This window comes from Nonomuraea sp. NPDC047897 (assembly GCF_043204415.1).
In the GTDB taxonomy this organism is placed as follows: Bacteria; Actinomycetota; Actinomycetes; order Streptosporangiales; family Streptosporangiaceae; genus Nonomuraea.
Genome location: NZ_JBIDCC010000006.1, coordinates 351,053 through 364,462, shown reverse-complemented (window position 1 = coordinate 364,462; position 13,410 = coordinate 351,053). Strand labels below are relative to the sequence as shown.

Sequence of the window (13,410 nt, the reverse complement as noted above, 5' to 3'; positions counted from 1 at the left end):
TAGGTAATAAGGTGTCCGAAGCACAGGGAGATGCGGCGCCGTTCCTGCCGCAGCTCATCGGCCAGGCGTTCAATCTGGTCCTCGACGGGCTCTGTCACCACCTCGCCGAGGCCGGGCACGAGGATCTGCGACCCACCCACTGCCTGAACGTGTTCCGGTTGATGGACTGCGACGGCACCCGGCCCACCACGCTGGCCCGCCGGGCCGGGATGACCCCCCAGGCGATGAGCGAGCTCGTCGGCTACCTGGAACAGCGCGGCTACGTGCGGCGCGTCCCCGACCCGGCCGACGGCCGGGGCCGCGTCGTCGTCTACGCCGACCGGGGCGCCCGCGCCGCCCGGATCAGCGCCGCCTACTTCGCCGACATGGAGGCCCGGTGGAGCGCGGCCGTCGGACCCGACCGCCTCCAGGACGTCAGGTCCGCGCTGGCGCAGATCCTGGACGCCGCCGCGCCGCACGGCGGCCACGCGCCGAAGGTCCCGGCCCCGTGAACCGGTCACCCGAGGACCTCGTCGGCTACTGGGACCGGCAGGCGGCCACCTACGACAGCAGATCGGCCGGGGTCGAACGCCGGTTCCTGGCCGACAGCCGCCGCTGGGTCTGCGGCCGGGCCCGCGGCGCCACGCTGGAGATCGCCGTCGGCACCGGCGCCAACCTCCCCTACTACCCCGGCGAGGTCGGCCTGACAGGCATCGACTGGAGCCCCGCCATGGTCCGCGCCGCCCGCCGGCAGGCGGACCGCGTCCACCGCGCTGTCACGCTCGACCAGGCCGACGCGACCGCGCTGCCCTTCCCCGCCGCGACGTTCGACACCGTCGTCAGCACGTTCGCCCTGTGCTGCGTGCCCGACGAACGCGCCGCGCTCGCCGAGGCGCTCCGCGTGCTGCGGCCCGGGGGACGCCTGCTGCTGGCCGACCACGTCGCGGCGTCCTTCTGGCCGCTGCGCGCGCTCCAGCACGCCGTCGAGCTGGTCAGCGTCCCCCTGCAGGGCGAGCACTACACCCGCCGCCCCCTCACCATCCTGCGCGGGCTCGGTGCCGTCGTCGAGCAGGCCGAACGCCTGACCATGGGCGCGATCGAGCGCGTCCAGGCCCGTAAACCGCGTTGACTCCACGGGGGTGAAGCTCGCTCGTCCGGCGCCGTCCGGGGCAGGCCCGGCTCGCGCCCGGAGGAGGATGTGATCGGGTGGTGGGCCCGCCCTATATCCTTACGCCGTACGGAGACGAGGGGGTGGACGTGGCGGTCTTCGCCGGCCAGGGGGACGCGGCCCGTTCGATGGCGCTGCTCTGGCGCGCCGGGACCGCGCCGGACGGGCGGCCGGGGCCGAAGCCGGCGCTGACCCTCGACATGATCGTGGACGCGGCCATCGCCGTGGCCGACACGCAGGGCATGGCGGCGCTGTCCATGCGGGCCGTTGGCGAGCGGCTCGGCCGGACGGCGATGGCGCTCTACACGTACGTGCCGGGCAAGGGCGAGCTGCTGGACCTCATGTACGACCAGGCGTTCGCCGAGCTGCCCACCCGCTACGACCTGGAGGCGGGCTGGCGGGCGGCGGTCAGCGCCTGGGCACGGGACCTGTGCGAGCTGTACCTGCGCCACCCGTGGATGCTCCAGGTGTCACAGGTCCGGCCGGTGCTGGGGCCGAACGAGTACACCATGCTCGACACGCTGCTGCGCCTGCTGCGCGTCACCGGGCTCGGCCGTGAGCCGCTGCGCAGCCTGGTGGGGACGCTGTTCCACTTCGTCCGGGGCTCCGCGGCGACGATCGCCGAGTCACGACAGGCCGAGGCGGCGACGGGTGTCGGCGACCGGGAGTGGTGGCTCGACCGCGCCGGGCTGCTGAAGGAGGTGGCGCCGGACTTCGCCGACCGGTTCCCGCAGGTGGTGTGGCTGGAGAGCGAACCGGCGCCGCCCGGCCCCGTCGAGCCCGGCCCCTACCTGGAGCCGGCGGCCAGGCGGACCTTCCATGCCGGGCTCGGCCTCATCCTGGACGGAGCCGAAGCCGCCGGATAGGCCCAGGTCATGGGCTGTCGCGGCGGTGACCTCCCAGCTAGCGTAGGTGATAGGGGGCAGGCCCGGCGCCGGCGTTGCGCGTACTTCTCGGTGCGTACTTCTCCCTGGCGGCGGGGCGGGCGTGCCGCGGATGCTGGCGGCGCCTTGTTCCGCTCTGGGGGGATCTTCATGAACACCGTCGACACCGACACCGACACCGACACCGACACCGACACCGACCGCACCGACCGGCTCGCCGACCGCCTCTTCACGGCCGCGCTCGGCGCGCTCGAACTCTTCTCCGTCTATCTGGGCAGCGAACTCGGCCTGTACCGGGTGCTGCGGGAGCAGGGCCCGCTGACGGCCGGGGAGCTGAGCGAACGCGCCGGCATCGCCCCCAGGTACGCCGTCGAGTGGCTGGAGCAGCAGGCCGTCGCGGGGTTCCTGGAGACCGACCCGGACCTGCCGGCCGACGAGCGCCGCTATCGGCTCGACCCGGCCCACGCCCGCGCCCTGCTGGAGGCCGAGGACCCCGCGCATGTCGCCCCGTTCGCCCATCTGCTGGCCGGCGTCGGCGGTGTGATCGGGGACGTGGCGCAGGCGTACCGGACCGGCGCGGGCGTCCCCTACGAGACGTACGGCGCGCCGTTCCGCCATGGGCAGGGCCACATGAACCGGCCGGCCTTCACCCACGAGCTGCCCGCCGGCTGGCTGGCCGCCATGCCTGACATCGTGGCCCGCCTGCGGGACGCGCCGCACCCGCGCATCGCCGACGCCGGGTGCGGGCAGGGCTGGTCGACGATCGCGCTGGCCCGCGCCTTCCCGGACGCGCTCGTCGACGGCGTGGACACGGACGCGGCGTCGATCGCCGACGCGCGGGTGCACGCCGAGCGGGCCGGTGTGGACGACCATGTGCGGCTGATGCACGGCGACGCCGCCCGGCTGCCGGAGACCGGCCCGTACGACCTGGTGGTCGTCCTGGAGGCGCTGCACGACCTGGCCAGGCCGGTGGAGTTCCTGCGGGCGGCGCGCGAGTCGCTGGCCGAGGGCGGCGCCGTGCTGGTGGTGGACGAGCGGGTGGCGGACCGGTTCACGGCGCCCGGGGACGAGGTGGAGCGGATGATGTACGGCTGGAGCGTCACGCACTGCCTGCCGACCCAGCTCGTCGAACAGCCGTCGGCGGCCACCGGCACGGTGCTGCGCGCCGACCGGGTCCGCGCGTATGCGGAGGAGGCCGGTTTCTCGGCCTGCTCGGTGCTGCCGGTGGACAACGACTTCTTCCGCCTCTACCGGCTCGATCCCTGAGCCCCGCCCACGTCGCCGCCGGCCGGGCCGAGGCGTGCCGCCAGTTCCGCCAGGTCGTCGACGAACCAGAGGTGGGCGCCCCGGTTCGACTCGTGCACCCACGACTGGAAGGCCGAGCCGGCGGTGGCGTGGCGGCTGACGTCACCGACGATCGCCAGCCCGAGGCGGTAGTTCACGAACTTCTGCGCCATCTCCCCCGCCACGCCACTGCGCAGGCGGAAGAAGTCGTCGTGCAGCCGGTGGGCGGGCACGGCCACCCAGGTCGCTCCCGCCTCCCAGGCGGCGGAGATCAGGTCGAGGGCGTCGTCCGCGCCGCGCAGCGGCTCCCCGTCCTGCTCATGGACATAGACTGCGGCCATCATTCTCTTTCCTTCCCTATCTTACCTGCCTAAAGGAAGAATAGGGCAGGTTGACGGGAGGTCGACCATAGGTCCGCGACACCCGCGGACCGGCGGGCCCGGCCTCTTCGCGCCCGCGACCCCACGCGGCACCAGGAACGCGATCAAGCCCGGCGTCAGTCCGCGTACAGGCGGCGCAGCCACCCGGCCCACGCCTCCTCCGCCGGATCGCCGGCGAAGACGTGGTGCGCGGCCATCATGAAGCCGGGAAGACCCCGCAGGAACCTCAGCAGCGCGTCCGGCGTGCGGACGCCGACCGTCTGGGCGTTGGCGAAGTAGACGACGCCGTCCACCGGCGGCAGCCCCGCCGGGGCGATCACGACCCGGTCACCGGGGACGGGGTGCGGCGGCAGGCCCAGCTCGCCGTACAGGACGCGCCAGGCGCGCGGCCAGTCGCGGACCGGCGGCCCGAAGGCGGTGACGGGCGTCGCCGTGCGGCCGCGGAACCAGGTGAGGTACTCGACCAGCGTCGCGAAGAACATGGCCAGGCCCTGCGACATCGCCTCGTACTCGGACTCCCAGTCGTCGCCCGGCAGGAAGCCGCTGGTCACCAGGCGCACCAGCGCACTGCCCTGGCCACGGCCCTCGACGAGGAACTCGTAGGCGACGAACCTCCCGTCCTCCCCCACGGCGCTGGTGTGCGCGAGCCGGCCCGGCGGCTCGGCGACGGTGATGGCCGAGTCGGGCATGGCGCCGCCACCGAACGCGGTGCGGACCACGCCGTCGGCCACCTCGGTGCGTCCCAGGAACCAGGAGTCGATGCCGGGACCGGTGGCGATGGCCTGCCACACCTCCTCGGGCGGCACGCCGACCGCGGCCTCCTGCGGCAGCTCGAACGCGCGGCCCACGTCAGCCCTCCAGCCCCGAGCGCCGGTCGGCGTCCGGCCCGGCAGGTTGGACGGCGGAGTCGGCGGCTGGGTCGGCGGCTGGGCGGGCGGCTGGGCGGGCGGCTGGGTGGGCGGTGGAGTGGACGGGAGGGTCGGCGACTGGGGGGACGGCGGGGTGGACGGCGACGACGAGCCGGTGGTCCCGCCCGCCGGGCGCGCTCTCGTCGTGGTACTTGCTGACCAGCGCCGTCACACAGGCCGCCAGCTCCTCGGCGAACGCCGCCCGGTCGGCCGCCGAAGCGAACCGCACCTGCCCGTCGATCGCGAACGTCGCCAGCCGCTTGCGTTCCCTGACCGCGCCGGTGACGAGCGCGCCGACGTCGCGGACGAGCCGGGCGGCGAGCGCGAGCAGCCAGCCCGCCGACAGCCGGTCGGGCGCCCTGGCCGGGTCGGGCTGGACGGCGGCCAGCGCGGTCGGGGAGATCACGAACGAGGAGGCGGCGGCCCGCATGACGCGCTCGGTGACGTTGCCCTTGCGGCGTTCCTCGACGAGCTCGACCAGGCCGTGCCTCTCCAGGGTCCTCAGGTGGTAGTTGACCTTCTGGCGGGCCAGGCCGACCTTGGCGGCCAGGGTGGTGGCCGAGCCGGGCTCCACCAGCTCCGCCAGGAGCCTCGACCGCATGGGGTCGAGGGACGCCTCGGCCGCGGCAGGGTCCTCGATCACCGTAACTTCCTGCATGACCGAACGATCGCACCGAAAAAAATAGTTGTCAAGATAAACGAGGTGCGTGGGGGCCACCGGGCCGCCTAAGGTCCGGGCACGTGAGAGAAGACATCGGCGGTCTCCGCGACATCACGCTGCTGCCCAAGGCCCACCTCCACGTCCACCTGGAGAGCACGGTGCGGCCGCGGACCGTGCGGGAGCTGGGCGGCCCGCCCGAGCCGCAGGGACCGTTCCGCAGCTTCCGGGAGTTCGCCGACCAGCGGGCACGGGTGCGCGAACGGCTGGTCACCGCGGAGCACTTCCGGCGGGTGGCACGGGAGTTCTGCGAGGACGAGGCGGCCCAGGGCACCCGCTACGCGGAGGTGACGTTCACCGCCGCCGCGCACGGCGAGCGGGTGGGGGCGCCGGAGATGCCGCTGGAGGCGGTGCTGGAGGGGCTGGCGGAGGGGTCGGCGACGTACGGGATCACCTGCCGGGTGCTGCTCGACCACTCCCGGCGGCGGCCCGCCGAGCGGCTACGCCGGACGCTGGAGCTGGCGCTGCGCCACGACGAGGTGATCGGCATCGGGCTGGCGGGCGACGAGAGCCATTCACTGGCCCCGTTCGCGGACGTGCTGGACGCCGCCAGGGAGGCGGGCCTGCGCCTGGTGCACCACGCGGGCGAGACGGCCGGGCCGGCCAGCGTCCGCGAGGCCCTCGACCTCGGCCACGCCGAACGGCTCGGGCACGGCATCCGCGTGCTCGACGACGACGAGCTGGTGGCCGAGGTGCGGGAACGGGGCATCCCGCTGGAGGTCTGCCCCACGTCCAACGTCCTGCTCGGGCTGGTGCCGTCGCTGCGCGAGCATCCGCTGCCCCGGCTGCGGGCCGCCGGACTGGTCGTCACGGTCAACACCGACGGCGAGACGGCGCTGGCCGAGGAGTACGCCCGGCTGCGGGAGGTCTTCGGGTACGGCGACGCGGACCTGGCCGGGCTGGCCCGCGCCTCGGTCACGGCGTCGTTCGCGCCGGAGGAGGTCAAGGCGCGGCTGCTCGCGGAGGTGGACGCCTGGCTCGCCACCGACCCGGCCGTCCCGCCCCTCGCACGGTGACCACCGCCTCGGGGCGGTGCCGGGACCCCGGGTCAGGGCCGCCGGGCGGGATGCGGGAGCATGGTGCGCGATGTCGGGGGTTGTCGCGGCGTTCGTCGCCCTGGTCTCGGTGGCGGTGCTCGGGTTCGTCGTCGGCCGCGCCGGGGTGCTGCGCGCCCAGGACGAGCTGGTGCTGTCACGGCTGGCGTTCTTCGTCGCCATGCCCGCGCTGCTGTTCGCCACCGTGTCCGCCGCCGACCTTCGGTCGGTCTTCTCGCCGGTCCTGCTGACCAACCTCGCCGGCGTGGTGGTGACGCAGCTCGTGTTCGTCACGGTGGCGCGGTTCGCCTGGCGCCGGAGCCGCGGGGAGGTGACGATCGGGGCGCTCGCCTCCTCGTACATCAACGCCGGCAACCTGGGCATCCCCGTCGGCGTGTACGTGCTGGGAGACGGCGCGCTCGTCGCCCCGATCCTGCTGACGCAGCTCCTGGTGATCACCCCGGCGGCCTTCCTCCTGCTCGACGGCGGTCGCCGGGGCGCCCGCCGGACCTCGGTGCGGGAGGCGCTGCTCCGGCCGCTGCGCAACCCGCTCACCGTCGCCTCGCTGCTCGGCCTGGCCGTCGCCGCGACCGGGACCGAGGTGCCCGCCATGCTGATGCGGCCGGTCGAGCTGGTGGGGGGCGCGGCCGTGCCGCTGGCGCTGCTGGCGTACGGGCTGAGCCTGAGCGGCAGCCGGCCCGCGGCCGAGCGCGGGCGGCGCCGGGAGCTGGTCCTGGTCGTGCTGCTGAAGAACCTCGTCCAGCCGGCCGTGGCCTATCTGGCGGGCCGGTACGTCCTCGGGCTCGACGGCACGGATCTGATGACCGCCACCCTGTTCGCGGCGCTGCCCACGGCGCAGAACATCTACGTCTACGCCGTGCACTACGACACGGCCAGGCCGCTGGCGCGCGGCGCGGTGCTCGCCACGACCGTGCTGTCCATCCCGATCATGACCGCGATAGTGGCTACGCTGGGATGACACTCAGTGTGACGATGCACGTCTCTGGCCCCCGGCGCCCTCCGCCGGGTGGCTGTTGAGCTCGGCGATCACGTCTACGTCGCCCTGGCGGGGGCTGTCGGGGTGCGGTTCGAGGTCGTACCGGGACCATGCGGTAGGTCCGGGAGCCGATGGCGGGCATGGCGCCTCCAGTGCTCGGGGGAGGTGCGCAGCCCTTATTTTGAGTAGGTAAGATAAGAGCATGGGAGGTCTCCAACGCATCACCCAGCCGACCCTGGACGTACTGGAAGTCCTGCTACGAGCCCACAGAGAGGGCGAAAAGATCCACGGATGGGCAATCATGAAGGAGACGAAGCGCTCCGGACCCACCGTCTACAACGCCCTCGACCGACTCGAAGACGCCGGATGGATCATCGGCGAATGGGAAGAACTTGAACCAGAAGCGAGCCGTCCCCGGCGCCGCTTCTACCACCTGACCGGCGAAGGGGCCCCCGCAGCTCGCGCGCTCATCGCGGAGCGCCGTCCCGCTCCTGTGCAGGCGCGGCCGGCGTTCGGGTTCGTGTCGCTGGCTCGGTTCCGTGCGCTGCCGGCCGGTGGCCGATGAGTGCCAACGAGATCATCGCCCTCATTATCGGCGTGCTGGTGGCCGAAGGAACCGAGATCGCCCCGTGGCTCGCCAAGACGCTTGCCCGCTGGTCAGCCCACATGCGCCATCTCGATCCAAGGCGGGCCGAGATTCGTGCAGAAGAACTCGAAGCCGTCATAGAAAGCAGGCCCGGCAAGCTGTTCAAGCTCGCCACGGCCCTGCTGTTCGCCGCTCAAGCGGGAGGGACGTGGGGGTTCCGCTTGCTGACCTGGATGCAGCTCTCCTGGCAGATCCGCCAACAACTCAACCGTTCCCAGGCCGATCCGTCGGCTGCGGCCAATGTCAGGGTTTTCCTTACCAAGAGCGACGACGGCCGCGATGGCATGCTCATCAATACCCATTGGATCAGCAACGGCTTGGACACCGGCGATATAGACACCGTGCAATTTCGCGGACTGCCTCCAGCGGACCTCATCGTCCAACGTGTTGGTCGGATGAACCGGCACCCTACCTGTTGACCCAGATCGACTCGACGGCCATGGCGGCGCATCGGACGACGCCTGACGCACCCGGTAGTCGATGCGGCGCCACCCGGACAGCACCTCGTCGTACAGCTCCAACCGCTCCCCGAGCGTCCCGCACGCGGGCCGCGTGCACTGGATCCACCAGCGGCGCGCTCGCTCCAGGTCATGCCGGGGCGTCAGGGCGGGGCGTCAGGGCGGGGTGTCAGGCGTGCGGGCCGACGGCGACAGGACCGAGGGTCAGCTCGGGCCGGCCCTGGAGGATCTCGCCGACCCGGGCCACCTGGTCGTCCAGCTCGCGGTACTGGGCGCGGGTGAGCGGGCGCAGCGTCTCGACCGTGACACGGATCCGGCGGCCGGAGCGGCGCTGGTGCCAGACGCCGGCCACCGTGCCCTCCACCAGCAGGACCGGGAAGTTGCCCGCCTGGCCGCCGGCCAGCGCCCGGCTGTTCGCCGCGCCGGGGTAGAGCAGCTCGCGGGGCCGGCCGGCGATGACGTAGGCGTCGAAGTAGGGCAGGAGCCGCACCCCGGCGGGCGGCTGCGCGGGAGCCGCGATGTCGCCGGGGACGACCCAGCCGGTGCCGCCGTGGAACGCGACCGGCTCCGGCCCGGCCGCCTCGAACACCCGCGCGGCCCAGGAGCGGGGCGCGCCGATCCACCGGGCGAACTGCTCCGGCGTGGCGGGGCCGTAACCGGTCAGGTAGCGGCGCAGCAGCTCGACGGCGCCGTCCAAGGCCGCGCCGCCTCCCGGCGCGCGCTCCTCCGCGTGCGCGCCCGCACCGGTGGCCTCCTCGGCGGGGACGGCGGCCGGGGCAGGGGCTGGACTCGGCGGTGGGCTGGTGTAGGTGACCTTGCGGCCGCGGGGCGGTCCGAAGACGAACGCGCCGTGGTGCGCGGCGGTCGCCATCGCCTGCCGCCAGCGCGGCCACATCGTCTGGAACGCCGGCATCACCAGGTCGCCCGCCCACGGCCCCGTGAGGCCCACCACCGCGTCGTTCAGCTCGTCGATCGTCAGGTCGCGTCCGTCGAGCACCACGCGGATCGCCTCGATCACCTCGGCCGTCTGCTCGGCCGTCATCCTGATGCCCTCGGGGAAGGCGTTGTGGCCGAGCGGCAGCCGGGACAGCGCGTCCACCCACATCGGCAGGTCGCGGGCGGGCAGCAGGTGAACGGTGCCGCGCGGCCCGTACGTCTTGACCAGGGTGCGCTCCTCCCACAGCGCCCGGCGCACGTCCACCCTGGTCGCGCCGTCGAGCCGGAGCGCGACCGACAGCTCGGCGGCCGACATCACCTGGGCGTGCGCCCCGCACATGGCGGCGACGACGTCCGCGGGAGTGCCGCCCTTGCTGGGCGCGGCCAGCGCCTGGCGTTCCAGTCTCCTCGCGCTGACCTGCGACCACGAGACCTCGATCATTTCGCCTCCTCGGGGGTTCGCGACCACCGTAGGAGGCAATGCGGCATATGACGTTCCGCTTTGGGCGGATCAGAGGTAGTCGCGCAGGGCCAGCGCCCGGGACGGGTGGCGAAGCTTGGACATGGTCTTGGCCTCGATCTGCCGGATCCGCTCGCGGGTCACGCCGTAGACCTTGCCGATCTCGTCCAGCGTCATCGGCTTGCCGTCCGTGAGCCCGTACCTCATCGAGATCACGCCCGCCTCGCGCTCGGTCAGCTCGCCGAGCAGGGAACGGAGCTGCTGCTGCAGCAGTGTGAAGGAGACCGCGTCGGCCGGGGAGACCGCCTCGGTGTCCTCGATGAGGTCGCCGAACTCGCTGTCGCCGGTCTCGCCGAGCGGCGTGTGCAGCGAGATCGGCTCCCGCCCGTACGCCTGGACCTCGACGACCCGCTCGACGGGCAGCTCGGTCTCGGCGGCGATCTCCTCGGGCGTGGGCTCGCGGCCCAGGTCGGACTGCAGGCGACGCTGGGTGCGCGCGACCTTGTTGATCAGCTCCACCATGTGGACCGGGATGCGGATGGTCCGCGCCTGGTCGGCCATGGCCCGGGTGATGGCCTGCTTGATCCACCAGGTGGCGTAGGTGGAGAACTTGAAGCCGAGCCGGTAGTCGAACTTCTCGATCGTGCGGATGAGGCCGAGGTTGCCCTCCTGGATGAGGTCGAGGAAGAGCATGCCACGGCCGGTGTAGCGCTTGGCAATGGAGACGACCAGCCGTAGGTTGGCCTCCAGCATGCGCTGTTTGGCGCGGGCTCCGTCGTCGGCGATCCATGCCAGGTCGGCGCGGAGGTCGGCGGGCAGGTCGGGCTCGGTTTCGAGCCGCTCCTGGGCGAACAGGCCGGCCTCGATGCGCTTGGCGAGGTCGATCTCCTGCTCGGCGGACAGCAGCGGGACCCGTCCGATCGCCTTCAGGTAGGTCTTGACCGAGTCGGCGCCCGCCACCGCGGAGTCGGCGGAGTCGTCCAGGTCGAGAACCTCTGCTGCTTGGGACAAGACACTCTCCTCGCTCGGGATCCTGTGGAGCTAAAATTAGGCCCAGCACAACTTTAGGTCAGCCCGGAAACTGAGTCAACCTAAAATGAGGTCGAACCTAAAAATTTGTGAGAGGCTGGCGGCTATGAGCATCGACACCTTGGGCTTGAGAGAACAGAAGAAGCGAGAGACCCGGCAGGCCATCTCCGACCACGCTACCCAACTCTTCCTCCAGCGCGGTTTCGACAGAACCACGATCGCGGACATCGCGGCGGCCGCCAGGGTGGCCAAGATGACCGTGACCAATTACTTCCCCCGGAAGGAGGACCTGGCACTCGACCACCACGAGGAGTTCGTGGCGAGTCTCGCGACGGCCGTGGCCGAACGGGCTCCCGGCGAGTCGGCTCTGGCCGCGCTGCGGCGGGTGTTCATGGACGCGGCGCAGCGGCGCGACCCGGTCGTCGGGTTCACCGGAATCGAGTTCGCGCGCATGGTGGCCGACAGCCCGACCCTGGTGGCGCGCCTGCGCGACCTGCACGACCAGCGGGAGGACGCCCTGGCCGCACGACTGGCCGAGGAGACGGGCGACGAGCTGACCGCCAAGGCCGTGGCGGCGCAGCTCGGGGCGGCGCACCGGCTGCTGTTCCGCGAACTGCAGCGGCGCACGCTGGACGGGCAGGACACCGACGAACTGGCCGCGGCGCTGTCGGAGGCGGCGACGCGGGTGTTCGACCTGCTGGAACCTGCCGTCGGCGACTACGCCGTCCGCTGAGCCGCGGCGCGCACAGGCCGGCGGCAGGTCAAGGGCCCGGGCGGCGGCCGAAGTCGGTGGCAAGCCAGGCGGCGAGGTCCTCGACCGGCCGGCGCTCGCCGACCGTCTGCGCCCCTGTTCCGGGCCCCGTTTCCGGCCCCGTTTCCGGCCTCGTTTCCGGCCCCGGTTCCGGCTCGTGCACGCGGTCGAGGCGGAACACTCGCCAGTCGCCCGCGTCGAGGTCGTGGGCGAGCGCGTACCACCGGCCGCGAGCGTAGAAGCACCGCACCGCCTCGACCCGCCGTCGGGTGACGGCCCCGTGCCGGTCGCGGTAGACGAAACGCAGCGGGAGTTCCGCGCCGGCCGCCCGGAGCACCGCGGCCAGGGTCGTCGGCTCCACGTCTCCGCGCCCGCCGTCGACGTTCTCACTGCCCGCGGCGGCATGGTCGAGCACGCCGCGCAACCGCCGCGGCAGCACCTGCGACAGCTTGGTCAGCGCGCGCTGCGAGGCGTCCCCGGCGAGGACTCCCTCGACCATGCGCAGGGCCACGACCAAGGCCATGACCTCGTCGTCCTGGAAGACGAGCGGCGGGACCCGGGCTCCGGGACGCAGCGCGTAGTGGCCACCCGGTCCTGGCCTGCTCTCAACCGCGTACCCGAGGCCCTGCAGGCGGGCGATGTCACGACGGACGGTGCGGGTGCTGACCTGGAGGCGCCGCGCAAGTTCGGCAGCCGGCCAACCCGGCCGGGTGGTCAACAGCTCCAGCAGGCGAAGGGTCCGGCCGGCGGGGTCGCCGCCGGGCGGCGCGAGATCGGACATGCCTTCAGTGTGGCCGCAGTTGTGGACGGGATCCGGCCACAACTAGCCGTACGGTGGCAGCCATGAACCTCGCTGTCACAGCACCTTCGGGAAACGTCGGCCGCTTCCTGGTCGGCCACCTGGTCCGCGCCGGCGTCCGCCCGCGCCTGCTGAGCCGTCATCCCCAGCAGGCCCGCGCGGGCTGGGGCGACCTCGTGGACGCGCGGGAGGTGGATCTACGGGACGCCGCGGCCGTCACCGAGGCGACCCGCGGCGTCGACGCGCTGTACCTGGTCGTGCCCGCCGAGCAGAGCGACGACCCCGTCGCCGCGTACGCCACGGTCGGCGAGGCCGTCGCCGCCGCGGTCGCCGCGAACCGCATCCCGCACACCGTCCTGCAGAGCAGCATGGGAGCGGAGCTCCGCAGGGGCGCCGGCGAGATCGACGGGCTGGCCCACGTGGAACAGGCCCTGGACCGGATCGCCGCCGCGGACACCGGCCCGGCCGTCACCCATCTGCGGTGCGGCTACTTCTTCAGCAATCTGCTGTTCGAACTCGACGCCATCCGTTCGGGCGCCGTAGCCGTGCTCCGCCCCACCGACGAGCCGTTCTCCTGGGTCGCGCCGGCCGACATCGCCATGGTGGCTGCGTCCCTGTTGCTCCGCTCCGGATGGTCAGGCCGCCGGGTCCAGGGCGTGCACGGGCCGCGGGACCTGTCCTGGAACGACGCCCTGGCCGCGGTCGGCGACGTGCTGGGCCGTACGATCACCGCCCACCGCGTCGAGGACGACGCCATGCGCGCCACACTGGCCGGTTACGGCATGTCCGCGGCGCAGGTCGAGGCCGTCATGGGCATGTCGACCGGGCTGCGCGAGGGATTCGTGCCCGAGCAGCCGCGCACCCCCGAGACCACGACGGACACGACGCTCGCAGCCTGGGCCTGGGCCGAGCTTCGTCCCGCTCTCCATGGCTCTGACGGAGCCCGGGGAACCGGGTGACCCGGCACCGGCCGCCCCGT

At 72.8% G+C, this 13,410-nt stretch carries 15 protein-coding genes and 1 pseudogene; 10 read left to right on the top strand and 6 right to left on the bottom strand.

What is annotated here, in order from left to right; all coding sequences use genetic code 11:
* Positions 1–11: 11 nt before the first annotated feature.
* The 4 genes from ACGF0J_RS16490 to ACGF0J_RS16475 all read left to right on the top strand — a co-directional run bounded on the left by ACGF0J_RS16490 (position 12) and on the right by ACGF0J_RS16475 (position 3,297).
* Complete coding sequence (locus ACGF0J_RS16490) at positions 12–491, top strand: MarR family winged helix-turn-helix transcriptional regulator (protein ID WP_393146451.1); 480 nt, start codon at positions 12–14, stop codon at positions 489–491.
* Positions 488–1,108, top strand: a complete 621-nt coding sequence (locus tag ACGF0J_RS16485) for a class I SAM-dependent methyltransferase (protein WP_393146449.1) — start codon at positions 488–490, stop codon at positions 1,106–1,108. Before ACGF0J_RS16490 ends, ACGF0J_RS16485 begins: the two co-directional genes overlap by 4 nt.
* 122 nt (positions 1,109–1,230) lie before the next feature.
* On the top strand, positions 1,231–2,013 hold the full coding sequence (locus ACGF0J_RS16480) for a TetR/AcrR family transcriptional regulator (protein ID WP_393146447.1): 783 nt from the start codon (positions 1,231–1,233) through the stop codon (positions 2,011–2,013).
* 168 nt (positions 2,014–2,181) lie between these two features.
* The gene (locus tag ACGF0J_RS16475; protein ID WP_393146445.1) at positions 2,182–3,297 is read left to right on the top strand and encodes a methyltransferase domain-containing protein; all 1,116 of its coding nucleotides are present in this window, start codon (positions 2,182–2,184) and stop codon (positions 3,295–3,297) included.
* On the opposite strand, the gene ACGF0J_RS16470 is transcribed toward ACGF0J_RS16475, so the two are convergent.
* The 3 genes from ACGF0J_RS16470 to ACGF0J_RS16460 form a co-directional block, all read right to left on the bottom strand.
* Positions 3,279–3,659: a DUF4180 domain-containing protein gene (locus ACGF0J_RS16470; RefSeq protein ID WP_393146443.1), complete on the bottom strand. Its 381-nt coding sequence runs from the start codon at positions 3,657–3,659 to the stop codon at positions 3,279–3,281. The genes ACGF0J_RS16475 and ACGF0J_RS16470 overlap by 19 nt on opposite strands.
* Before the next feature lie 152 nt (positions 3,660–3,811).
* Complete coding sequence (locus ACGF0J_RS16465; protein WP_393146441.1) at positions 3,812–4,543, bottom strand: SRPBCC domain-containing protein; 732 nt, start codon at positions 4,541–4,543, stop codon at positions 3,812–3,814.
* A 1-nt stretch (position 4,544) separates the two neighbouring features.
* On the bottom strand, positions 4,545–5,261 hold the full coding sequence (locus ACGF0J_RS16460) for an ArsR/SmtB family transcription factor (protein WP_393146439.1): 717 nt from the start codon (positions 5,259–5,261) through the stop codon (positions 4,545–4,547).
* Between the two features lie 83 nt (positions 5,262–5,344).
* Between ACGF0J_RS16460 and add the strand changes: the two genes are divergently transcribed.
* The 4 genes from add to ACGF0J_RS16440 all read left to right on the top strand — a co-directional run bounded on the left by add (position 5,345) and on the right by ACGF0J_RS16440 (position 8,417).
* Complete coding sequence (gene add, locus ACGF0J_RS16455) at positions 5,345–6,337, top strand: adenosine deaminase (protein WP_393146437.1); 993 nt, start codon at positions 5,345–5,347, stop codon at positions 6,335–6,337.
* Positions 6,338–6,407: 70 nt separating this feature from the next.
* The gene (locus ACGF0J_RS16450) at positions 6,408–7,334 is read left to right on the top strand and encodes an AEC family transporter (protein WP_393146435.1); all 927 of its coding nucleotides are present in this window, start codon (positions 6,408–6,410) and stop codon (positions 7,332–7,334) included.
* A 220-nt stretch (positions 7,335–7,554) separates the two neighbouring features.
* Positions 7,555–7,917: a PadR family transcriptional regulator gene (locus ACGF0J_RS16445; RefSeq protein ID WP_393146433.1), complete on the top strand. Its 363-nt coding sequence runs from the start codon at positions 7,555–7,557 to the stop codon at positions 7,915–7,917.
* Complete coding sequence (locus tag ACGF0J_RS16440; protein WP_393146431.1) at positions 7,914–8,417, top strand: hypothetical protein; 504 nt, start codon at positions 7,914–7,916, stop codon at positions 8,415–8,417. Before ACGF0J_RS16445 ends, ACGF0J_RS16440 begins: the two co-directional genes overlap by 4 nt.
* A gap of 208 nt (positions 8,418–8,625) precedes the next feature.
* On the opposite strand, the gene ACGF0J_RS16435 is transcribed toward ACGF0J_RS16440, so the two are convergent.
* Together ACGF0J_RS16435 and ACGF0J_RS16430 are read right to left on the bottom strand one after the other, a co-directional pair.
* The gene (locus ACGF0J_RS16435; RefSeq protein ID WP_393146430.1) at positions 8,626–9,834 is read right to left on the bottom strand and encodes a winged helix DNA-binding domain-containing protein; all 1,209 of its coding nucleotides are present in this window, start codon (positions 9,832–9,834) and stop codon (positions 8,626–8,628) included.
* Positions 9,835–9,903: 69 nt separating this feature from the next.
* Positions 9,904–10,839: pseudogene (locus ACGF0J_RS16430) on the bottom strand (RNA polymerase sigma factor); the annotation flags it as partial.
* 148 nt (positions 10,840–10,987) lie between these two features.
* Between ACGF0J_RS16430 and ACGF0J_RS16425 the strand changes: the two are divergent.
* The gene (locus ACGF0J_RS16425) at positions 10,988–11,614 is read left to right on the top strand and encodes a TetR/AcrR family transcriptional regulator (RefSeq protein ID WP_393146428.1); all 627 of its coding nucleotides are present in this window, start codon (positions 10,988–10,990) and stop codon (positions 11,612–11,614) included.
* A 28-nt stretch (positions 11,615–11,642) separates the two neighbouring features.
* Here ACGF0J_RS16425 and ACGF0J_RS16420 read toward each other — a convergent pair whose 3' ends face one another.
* The gene (locus ACGF0J_RS16420) at positions 11,643–12,413 is read right to left on the bottom strand and encodes a helix-turn-helix transcriptional regulator (RefSeq protein ID WP_393146426.1); all 771 of its coding nucleotides are present in this window, start codon (positions 12,411–12,413) and stop codon (positions 11,643–11,645) included.
* A 62-nt stretch (positions 12,414–12,475) separates the two neighbouring features.
* Here ACGF0J_RS16420 and ACGF0J_RS16415 point away from each other — a divergent pair, with 62 nt between their 5' ends.
* Positions 12,476–13,390: an NAD(P)H-binding protein gene (locus ACGF0J_RS16415; RefSeq protein WP_393146424.1), complete on the top strand. Its 915-nt coding sequence runs from the start codon at positions 12,476–12,478 to the stop codon at positions 13,388–13,390.
* Positions 13,391–13,410 lie beyond the last annotated feature (20 nt).

Excerpts from the sequence above, each read along its gene's own strand:
- ACGF0J_RS16475 (WP_393146445.1), top strand. The coding sequence starts at position 2,182 with ATGAACACCGTCGACACCGACACCGACACCGACACCGACACCGACACC.
- ACGF0J_RS16470 (WP_393146443.1), bottom strand. The coding sequence starts at position 3,659 with ATGATGGCCGCAGTCTATGTCCATGAGCAGGACGGGGAGCCGCTGCGC.
- ACGF0J_RS16460 (WP_393146439.1), bottom strand. The coding sequence starts at position 5,261 with ATGCAGGAAGTTACGGTGATCGAGGACCCTGCCGCGGCCGAGGCGTCC.
- ACGF0J_RS16450 (WP_393146435.1), top strand. The coding sequence starts at position 6,408 with ATGTCGGGGGTTGTCGCGGCGTTCGTCGCCCTGGTCTCGGTGGCGGTG.
- ACGF0J_RS16445 (WP_393146433.1), top strand. The coding sequence starts at position 7,555 with ATGGGAGGTCTCCAACGCATCACCCAGCCGACCCTGGACGTACTGGAA.
- ACGF0J_RS16440 (WP_393146431.1), top strand. The coding sequence starts at position 7,914 with ATGAGTGCCAACGAGATCATCGCCCTCATTATCGGCGTGCTGGTGGCC.
- ACGF0J_RS16435 (WP_393146430.1), bottom strand. The coding sequence starts at position 9,834 with ATGATCGAGGTCTCGTGGTCGCAGGTCAGCGCGAGGAGACTGGAACGC.
- ACGF0J_RS16425 (WP_393146428.1), top strand. The coding sequence starts at position 10,988 with ATGAGCATCGACACCTTGGGCTTGAGAGAACAGAAGAAGCGAGAGACC.
- ACGF0J_RS16420 (WP_393146426.1), bottom strand. The coding sequence starts at position 12,413 with ATGTCCGATCTCGCGCCGCCCGGCGGCGACCCCGCCGGCCGGACCCTT.
- ACGF0J_RS16415 (WP_393146424.1), top strand. The coding sequence starts at position 12,476 with ATGAACCTCGCTGTCACAGCACCTTCGGGAAACGTCGGCCGCTTCCTG.